The sequence below is a fragment of the Sulfuricella sp. T08 genome, from assembly GCF_000971475.1.
In the GTDB taxonomy this organism is placed as follows: Bacteria; Pseudomonadota; Gammaproteobacteria; order Burkholderiales; family Sulfuricellaceae; genus Sulfuricella.
In genome coordinates this window covers 130565-138363 of the sequence record NZ_DF967523.1, presented here as the reverse complement: position 1 = coordinate 138363, position 7799 = coordinate 130565, and the positions used below count along the sequence as shown (strand labels likewise).

9 protein-coding genes are annotated in these 7799 nt (G+C 57.9%); 3 read left to right on the top strand and 6 right to left on the bottom strand.

What is annotated here, in order from left to right; genetic code table 11:
- Positions 1–87 precede the first annotated feature (87 nt).
- From SCT_RS02380 to SCT_RS02365, 4 genes are all read right to left on the bottom strand, one after another.
- Positions 88–843 carry an efflux RND transporter periplasmic adaptor subunit gene (locus tag SCT_RS02380; RefSeq protein ID WP_059418576.1) on the bottom strand — a complete coding sequence of 252 codons (756 nt, stop codon included), beginning with the start codon at positions 841–843 and terminating at the stop codon, positions 88–90.
- Entirely contained in the window at positions 840–2141 is a 1302-nt protein-coding gene (locus SCT_RS02375; protein WP_059418574.1) for a TolC family protein, read from the bottom strand. Before SCT_RS02375 ends, SCT_RS02380 begins: the two co-directional genes overlap by 4 nt.
- A complete protein-coding gene (locus SCT_RS02370; protein ID WP_059418573.1) occupies positions 2138–2650 on the bottom strand; it encodes a thioredoxin family protein in 513 nt (170 codons plus the stop codon). Before SCT_RS02370 ends, SCT_RS02375 begins: the two co-directional genes overlap by 4 nt.
- 84 nt (positions 2651–2734) lie before the next feature.
- Complete coding sequence (locus SCT_RS02365) at positions 2735–3190, bottom strand: TlpA disulfide reductase family protein (RefSeq protein WP_059418599.1); 456 nt, start codon at positions 3188–3190, stop codon at positions 2735–2737.
- Positions 3191–3400: 210 nt separating this feature from the next.
- On the opposite strand from SCT_RS02365, the gene SCT_RS02360 reads away from it, so the two are divergent.
- On the top strand, positions 3401–4960 hold the full coding sequence (locus tag SCT_RS02360; protein WP_059418571.1) for a hypothetical protein: 1560 nt from the start codon (positions 3401–3403) through the stop codon (positions 4958–4960).
- Here the strand turns inward: SCT_RS02360 and SCT_RS02355 are convergent.
- Positions 4947–6161 (bottom strand): YihY family inner membrane protein, encoded by a 1215-nt coding sequence (locus tag SCT_RS02355; RefSeq protein WP_159107870.1) that lies wholly within the window; start codon positions 6159–6161, stop codon positions 4947–4949. The two genes, SCT_RS02360 and SCT_RS02355, sit on opposite strands and share 14 nt — an antisense overlap.
- Before the next feature lie 78 nt (positions 6162–6239).
- Here SCT_RS02355 and SCT_RS02350 point away from each other — a divergent pair, with 78 nt between their 5' ends.
- Together SCT_RS02350 and SCT_RS02345 are read left to right on the top strand one after the other, a co-directional pair.
- The gene (locus SCT_RS02350; protein ID WP_059418567.1) at positions 6240–6944 is read left to right on the top strand and encodes a HugZ family protein; all 705 of its coding nucleotides are present in this window, start codon (positions 6240–6242) and stop codon (positions 6942–6944) included.
- Positions 6941–7294 carry a DUF2069 domain-containing protein gene (locus SCT_RS02345; RefSeq protein WP_059418565.1) on the top strand — a complete coding sequence of 118 codons (354 nt, stop codon included), beginning with the start codon at positions 6941–6943 and terminating at the stop codon, positions 7292–7294. Before SCT_RS02350 ends, SCT_RS02345 begins: the two co-directional genes overlap by 4 nt.
- A gap of 19 nt (positions 7295–7313) precedes the next feature.
- Here the strand turns inward: SCT_RS02345 and SCT_RS02340 are convergent, their stop codons facing one another.
- Positions 7314–7787 (bottom strand): GNAT family N-acetyltransferase, encoded by a 474-nt coding sequence (locus SCT_RS02340; RefSeq protein ID WP_059418564.1) that lies wholly within the window; start codon positions 7785–7787, stop codon positions 7314–7316.
- Positions 7788–7799 lie beyond the last annotated feature (12 nt).

Sequence of the window (7799 nt, the reverse complement as noted above, 5' to 3'; positions counted from 1 at the left end):
TGTTTCAGGCTAATTCCGGTGGAAAAAAGCCTGATGCCGCAATATGTTTAATTCGAGGTCCTGAATGATGACTTGTTCAGGGCTTCCCTAAGGCAGCCTGACTGTCGCCGCCATTCCGGCGCGCATCAGCTCCTTCGCCGCAAACACGGCCTCCACCTCGTAGACCGAACCGCTCTTGTCCGCAACCGGCTCCAGGCCCGGGTACTTAAGGATGGCAGGGAATTCCTGCTGGCCCACCAACACGCTCACTGCCTGTCCGGCCTTGAGGCTGCCGATGCGGTCGGCGGACACCTTGAAGCGCGCCGCCATCTCTCCCGCCTTCGCCAGCACCAGCAATGGCTGGGGCTGAAGCCCGACCGCAACATTCTGCCCCGGCTCGGCCAGGCGCGCCACCACGACCGCGTCGAAGGGGGCGCGCAACGCGCTATCCGTCAGATCCTGGCGTTCCCGAGCTAACCTTGCCTGGGCGCCATCCAGTTGGGTCTTGGCGCGGGCTTGACGCAACTTGGCCTGATCCAGCTCGGAGGTGGAAATCACGGTCCGGTCGTAAAGCTCCTGAGTACGGGCCAGATCGCGCCGGGCCTCTGCCGTTTCCTCAGTAAAGCGGGCGACTGCGGCTCGACTCTCAGCCACCCGCGCCTGATAAGGTGCAGCGTCCAGGGTCAGGAGCGAGCGCCCTTTTTGCACCCGATCGCCGGCATTCACCCCAACCTCGCGCACAATGCCAGATACTCGCGGAGACAGCTCCACGCGTTGCGACCACTGCAAGGTCGCAGGAAAACTTTCCGCCCAGGCGGTGGTAGCTGCCGCCAACAGCATGCCCGCCAAAGTCCATTTCGTCATTTCGTTTGCCCTTCTTCTTTAACCATACTTTCCAGCGGCTTGCCCAGCAGCGCCTTGATCCGCGCGAATGCCAGCGCCAGCTGGTACTCTGTACGACGCTCGCGCAGCTTCGCCTCCATCGTCGCTGCCATGGCATCCCCCAGGTTGGCTTTCAGCTCCACTTCATATTGCCCACGCGCCTTCTCCAGCGCCAGATCGCGATATTCGACCTGCTTCCGGGCTGCCGCGCGCACACTGCGCTGCAACTGGTCGACCTCAACCCACACTTCCAGAAGTGCCTCGGCCAGATCCATCCTGAGCTTGTCGGCCTCGGCCTGGAGTTTGTGAAACTGGGCTTGCTCCCGCGCCAATTGCGCCGACACACGCCGGCCCTGGTACACCGGCCAGGTGAGCACAACGCCGGCGCGCAGGTTGTCGCGGGTGGTCGTTTCCCGGCTGTAGCCCGCAGCTTCGACCTCGGCATCCAGCATTGGGGAATTTTCAGCGCGCAAGGCTTCCATGCGCTGACGCGAGGCTTCGAGCAGAGCTGATTGGGTGCGTAACCGGGGGTTATTTTCCTGCATGATAGGCAGCAGGATCTCGTAATCCGGCAGGGTGGAGTCATTGGCGGTGAGTTTCGGGTCTTCCAGCTCGGCGGCAAGCTGTCCGGGCTGGTTCATGGCATTTGCCAGCTGCGCCCTGGCGAAGCGGGCGCGAGCCTGGCTGGCGTTGCGCCTGACCAGAATGTCCTGGTAGCGGGACTCCAGTTCCGCCAGTTCCGTGGCGGATATCTGGCCGACCTTGAGGCGATCCCTGGCATTATCGGCATTGACATAGGCCACTGCCATGGTTTCATTATCGGCAACAAACTGCATGTCCGCCGCCAGAACGCTGAAAAACCGGGTCATCACATCGATGCGGCGCCGCTCTCGCGCCTCCAGCAAGCCGGCTTCACGCGCATCCACCGTCGACCTGGCAGCCTGTTCGTACAAGGCGGTACGGCCAAAATCGTACAGGCTCTTGCGTGCGCTCAGCCGAATGGAATTGTCGGAAAGGCTGGCGTCTGGACCAGAAGAAGGACGTGCCTGACGCAAACCGGCCTCGACGCTGATGGAAAGATCGCTGCGCGAGGCTGCCGCCTCCTGTTCGGCCAGAGCGGCAGTCCGGTCGGCCTCGGCCAGTTGCAGGTCGGGGTGGGTGTCATCGGCCGCCGCCAACGCCTCGCTGAGCGTGAGCCGCTTGCCGGCAGGTGCGGACCAGCCATGCGGCATCAGCCAGACCATCAAGACCAGCGCAATCCCGATGCGGGAAAAAATCATTTCGCGGCTTGCTGCTTGTACTTGGCAAACGGCATGGTTTTCCAGATACCCTCTGCCACGTAGTGCCCCAGCAGCATGAACTCCTTCGCGTCCTTGGACGCACCCGTGTAGCGGGTCATCGGTTTGCCATCAAGATCGTAAAAGCCGAATACCGGGGTGGCACGCACACGCTGCTCGGCGGCAAACTTCTTCTCGCTGGTTTCCTTGCCGGAAAAGTCCACCAGGGGATTGTCGCCGTTGATGTCGACACTGAAGATGAGAAAACGCTTGCGGTAATAATCCTGCACTTCGGACTGGTTGAGGATGGTTTCCTTCATGCGGTGGCAGAAGGGGCAGTCCTCCAGTTCATACATCAGCAGGATGCCAATTTTTCCCTCTTTGCGTGCGGTCGCAAGTTCGGTCTTGAAGTCCCCCAGGTTCTGGTCAAAGAAACCCTGAACGTCACGAGTTTCAGCCATTCCAGATCCGGCAAAAAACAGCAGCAATACAACGAGAAACCGTTTCAACATGTGCGCCTCCAAATCATAACAAGCGCCCTTCTCGTTTGCCTCCTCTCCCACTCGCGGGAGAGGATTGAGGAGAGGGCGGCTAGCTTACTTCTTTGCCCGAATATAGGTTTCAACCGCCTTTTGCGTCAGCGCACCCACGTTGTACGCCACCATCTTGCCCTGCGGATTAAACATGTAGGTCATCGGCAGCCCTTCCAGCCGACCGATCTGCGCCACGATGGCATCGTTACCCAGCACGATCGGATAGGAAATCCGGTGTTCTTTGGCGAAATCGATAACCAGCTTCGGACTGTTATAATCCGTGGCGATACCGATCACCACCAAGTCCTTGTCCTTGTGCTCGTTGTGCAAAGCCATCAGGTCTGGAATCTCTTTCAAACAGGGTGGGCACCAGGTTGCCCAGAAATTGACCAGCACCCACTTGCCGCGGTAGTCGGCCAAATTATGCTGCTTGCCGACGATATCCCTGAATGAAAAATCAGCCGCTGCCACAGCAGAACTGAAAATCACCAGGAAAAATCCAAAAAACACTCGCTTCATCACTGCATCCCTTTCCATAAGACTTTGTACCCTTCTCTGCACCACCGGGCGCACTCAAACAGCCTTTACCATCATCACAGGTTTCCAACCCTCGCTACGTCAGCAGTATCTATGCTGTATGATCCCCGAATAATGGATTTATTTTACAAAATACCCAATTGTTTCTAGAATTTACCGGATAAAACACCTTCTTGCTAGGGGATACCCACCATGTCGCTAACGCTGACCGTACCCGCAACCGATCCGGTCGAAGATCTGACCGTAGAAACACGCCCGAAACATCTTAAAGAGTGGCTGGACGACCTGCCCCTCACCAACCTTTCCGATGTTTGCCGCACCCTGGATGACGAAATAGGCGCAATGAATCGACAAAAAGTCGCCATGGAAACGCGCCTGAAGTTGCTCGAATTATATCGCAGCACCATCCTTAAACTACTGCCCGCCATGGAAGAGCAGTATGTTGCCACCCGTTTGCCACAGCCGGGAAAAAACCGGCAAATGGCCGAACAGGCGCGCCAACTCCTGATGGAACTCGCTAACGGCTACAAGATCATCCTGCTCGATTACCAGAACGCGCGCATCACCCTGGGCAAGGGAAAAGTTGCGGTGACTGCGGCGCAGCGCGCCATGTCCGCCTTGAGCCGGATACTGATGATCTGCTACCAGACCTATGCCCCCGCCCCCCCGGATATCTGGTTCGAGATCCACCAGATTTTCCGCTTCGCCATCGAGCAGGATATCGCCAACGAAAGCATTACCGACGAGGAAAGCGAAAGCAGCGTCAATCTGGTTTACAAGCAAACCCTGTTGCTCGCACTATCGAATCCTTACCACCTGAGTCCCGGCGAAGTAGCATGCATCCAGAACTATCTGACGACGTTCGGTAGTCTCGCACAACTTCAGGCATTCGCACCAACCAGTAATCCGGTCGGTCTGTTTCTGGCACAGACCCATAGCGACAAGCCCCCCAAGCCCCTGCCGCAGGATCTGGATGAAGTGGACAACCGCAACGACATTCTGCTCAACACGCTGGAATTGGCGCATGCGCTACATCACCACATAGCAAGACTGAACGCAGGGGAATTGCCGAAAAACATGCAACTACCCTTTGTCACCATGGAAACCAACTATCGGGACCTGCTAAAACGTTTGCTCAAGAACTGGTCAGCGGCGCCGAAACGAGTGTTCAACCGGACACAGAACATTTCCAGCACCCAGGTCTGTATCGGTTTGCCGTCCCTCCATCATTTCCTTGGCGGGCGCGCGTCCGGCACAAGCACCGATCTTTCGTTTGTCCAGCCAGCCAAGGATCAGCGCTTCATCTCAAGCAAGTGGCTGGTGATCAATGAAGGTGCTGGCGGCCTTGCATTGAGCGGCACTTTCGAGGCCCTGCCCCAGATTCGTCCAGGCGATGTGATCGGGTTAAAAGCGGATGAAGCGAACAAATGGAATGTCGGAGCCGTGCGCTGGGTAAAAAGCGACAAGGCCGACCATCTTGAAATTGGCGCGCAGCTTGTCGCACCCAGGGCCGAGCCAGTCAGAATCAAACCTTCCATTGCCGGCCAGACGGAAACTTTCCAGACTGCCCTGCTGCTGCCGGAAATCCTCCTGCTCAGGCAGCCGGAAACCCTGATCGCACCACGCGGAACCTTCAGCCTGCAACGCGAGCTGCTGCTCGAGCTCGATGGCAATACGACCCAGGCCATCCGCGCCGTAAAACTGGTGGAACAAACTGCGGGCTACGAAAGGTTCGAGTTCAGCCGGGGCTAAACAATTCTTTCAAGGACAGCCTCAATGCCTCGTCCAGTCTGGTCGTCAGGCCAGTCAACAGCACACCTGTGCGTGCATCTGCAATGCCCGGAGCCGAATAGTCCTGACCCGGATCGAACACGAAAACGCGGTAAACATCGGCGAGCCGGATCGTCTCCGCACTTCGGGTCAGAGTCCAGTCGCCGCCCTCCACGCTGCCCACCCAGTTCACCTCGCTCAGCCGGTCAAGAATATCCTCGATCTCTTCCAGCCCCAAATCCGATTCATCCAGAAGGCGCTGCAGGCTGAACGTTTCACCAGCCTGATGCGCCTGATAAATCGTCTTGAGAACAGCCAGCGCGGCGAAAAACTTCCGTCCGGCAGCCTCTCCGCCCTGCCGGATAGACGTGTTCCAATAAGGAAGCGTAGCGGCGATCACCGCCCCGGACAGAACCACTAGCCAGGACAGATAAATCCAGATCAGGAAAAGCGGAACACTGGCGAACGCACCATACACCAAGGTATAGGTGGGAAAATGGGTGACATAAAGTGCAAACACCTTCTTCATCAGCTCGAAAGCTATCCCTGCCACCACCCCGCCGATCAGGGCATGAAACGGTAAAACAGGGCGGCTGGGAACAATCCTGTAGAGCAGCGCGAAGGCGAAGATGGTCAGCCCTATCGAAACAATCTTCAGAGTCACCATGCCGACTACTGGAACGTCTTTCGCCAGACCGAGAGGAAGGCTGACCAAATAGGAAGTCAGGGACAGACTGACCCCGATCAGCAGTGGTCCGAGCGTCAGCGCCGCCCAGTAGATCAGAAAGCGACGTAGCAGCGGACGCTTGCGGCGCACGCGCCAAATCACATCGAAGGCGTGATCGATGGTCAGCATCAGCATGAACGCGGTCACTGTAAGCAACCCGATGCCCAGCGCGGTCAGGTGCGCCGCCTTCTGGGAGAATTGCTGCATGTACACCGAAATGATCTTGCCCGCCGAGATAGGCACGAAATTGCCCAGGATGAACACCTTGAGCTGTGTCATCAGGTCAGTAAATACTGGGAAAGCAGACAATACCGTCAAGGCGATAGTGACAATCGGTACCAGGGCCAGCAGCGTGGTGTAGGTCAGGCTTGCGGCGAACTGGACACAACGATCTTCCTTGAAACGGCGCCGCACCAGGCGCAGAAACGGGATGACACGAGAAAATTTCTGAGGCATGAATTGCGTTATCATATTACAAATGGAGACTTCCACTATGAATCAAATACCGGGTCTTTGCCACCCTGACGGCTTGTTATGACCACCCCGGAAAACCTCTGGAAACAGGCGCGCAGGTTGCTGCGCGCAGAGCGTATCGGCTTGCTTTCCACACTTTCCCACAAACTCGGCGGCTACCCTTTCGGCTCGGCGGTTTCCTATCTGACCGATCATGAAGCCAGGCCGTTGTTCCTGATCAGCCAACTGGCGGAACACACCCGCAACATTGAGCAGGATGCGCGCTCCAGCTTCCTGGTGCATGAGCAATCCGCCGACATCCAGGCCGGAGAGCGGCTCACGCTGGTCGGCCAAGCGGTGCGCGTGGAAACAACAGAACAGCTCAAAGCGCGCTATCTGCGCTACTTCCCCAGCGCTGAGCAATATTTCGCACTGGATTTCGGTTTCTACCGCATCGAGCCCGTCACTCTGCGCTACATCGGCGGCTTCGGCGTGGCGCGGTGGATTTCCCCGACCGAGATCCTGCCGCCGCCAAACTCAATGGCGCAACAGGAAGAAGAGCTTCTGGCCCGCTTCAATCTCAACCAGGCCGGCGACCTGCAGTTCTTCTGCCGCACCTACTACGGCACCAGTGTCAGCGATGCAAGCCTGGTGGGAATCGACTGTGATGGCTTCGACATTCTCGATGACGGCCAGCTGCTGCGCTTCGACTTCCCGGATACCGTCCTCAATGCCGAACAGGCAGAAGCGGCGCTCCTGCGTATGATACGAGAAAGCAGCACATGAACAGAACCGCAGCCCTCCACTATGCCAGCATCGCCAGCCTGATCGCGCTGATCGTTCTGTGCCTCGTCTGGGAATTGTGGCTCGCACCGCTGCGCCCCGGTGGCTCCAGCCTGGTCTTCAAGGTGCTGCCGCTGCTGCTGCCACTGCCCGGCATCCTGCGCGGCAAACGCTACACCTACCAGTGGGCCTCGATGCTGATCCTGCTTTACCTCACCGAAGGCGTGGTGCGCGCCATGAGCGACAAAGGAATGTCGGGAACCCTGGCGGGAGTGGAAATTGCACTGGCTGTCGTGTTCTTTTTCAGCACCGTTTTCTACGCCAACCGGACAGGAAAGCGCAGCCCGGGCTAGCCGGAGAGCGGGGTTTCCATCAGCCGATAGCCGACTTCAGTTTGCGGCCGCCCGCCACCTCGAAACCGTTGGTTTGGTAAAAATGCAATGTTCGATCGAATACAGGCAATGGCGGCGTGGTAACCTCAAGTCGCTTCCACCCCCTGGACTGGGCATGCTCCCGCGCCTCTGCAAGAAGTTTTGCCCCCAGACCTTTGCCACGAAAAACGGGATGAACATAGCATTCAGGAATGATGCCGAAACAGCCACCGGCGTAAAGTGCGCGCGTCTCGCTCAGAGTGATTAAACCCACTGCTTTTCCCGCATGGAAAGCAAGATAGGCGGCGTATTCTCCCCCAGCCAGAAACTCCCGGCACAAGGCGGCAAGTGCACTTGTATCTGCCGAGAAGTGCCGCGCACCGGTCATGGCCATGATTTCTTCCAGCAGTTCCTTGGTGAGTTCCGCCACGGTTTCCGCATCATGCGCCGATGCGGGCGCAAGGATAAAGTCCATACACGCTCTCTC

What these genes read in the sequence shown, in the direction of transcription:
- SCT_RS02380 (WP_059418576.1), bottom strand. Translation starts at nt 843, where the DNA reads ATGACGAAATGGACTTTGGCGGGCATGCTGTTGGCGGCAGCTACCACC.
- SCT_RS02375 (WP_059418574.1), bottom strand. Translation starts at nt 2,141, where the DNA reads ATGATTTTTTCCCGCATCGGGATTGCGCTGGTCTTGATGGTCTGGCTG.
- SCT_RS02370 (WP_059418573.1), bottom strand. Translation starts at nt 2,650, where the DNA reads ATGTTGAAACGGTTTCTCGTTGTATTGCTGCTGTTTTTTGCCGGATCT.
- SCT_RS02365 (WP_059418599.1), bottom strand. Translation starts at nt 3,190, where the DNA reads ATGAAGCGAGTGTTTTTTGGATTTTTCCTGGTGATTTTCAGTTCTGCT.
- SCT_RS02360 (WP_059418571.1), top strand. Translation starts at nt 3,401, where the DNA reads ATGTCGCTAACGCTGACCGTACCCGCAACCGATCCGGTCGAAGATCTG.
- SCT_RS02355 (WP_159107870.1), bottom strand. Translation starts at nt 6,161, where the DNA reads ATGCCTCAGAAATTTTCTCGTGTCATCCCGTTTCTGCGCCTGGTGCGG.
- SCT_RS02350 (WP_059418567.1), top strand. Translation starts at nt 6,240, where the DNA reads ATGACCACCCCGGAAAACCTCTGGAAACAGGCGCGCAGGTTGCTGCGC.
- SCT_RS02345 (WP_059418565.1), top strand. Translation starts at nt 6,941, where the DNA reads ATGAACAGAACCGCAGCCCTCCACTATGCCAGCATCGCCAGCCTGATC.
- SCT_RS02340 (WP_059418564.1), bottom strand. Translation starts at nt 7,787, where the DNA reads ATGGACTTTATCCTTGCGCCCGCATCGGCGCATGATGCGGAAACCGTG.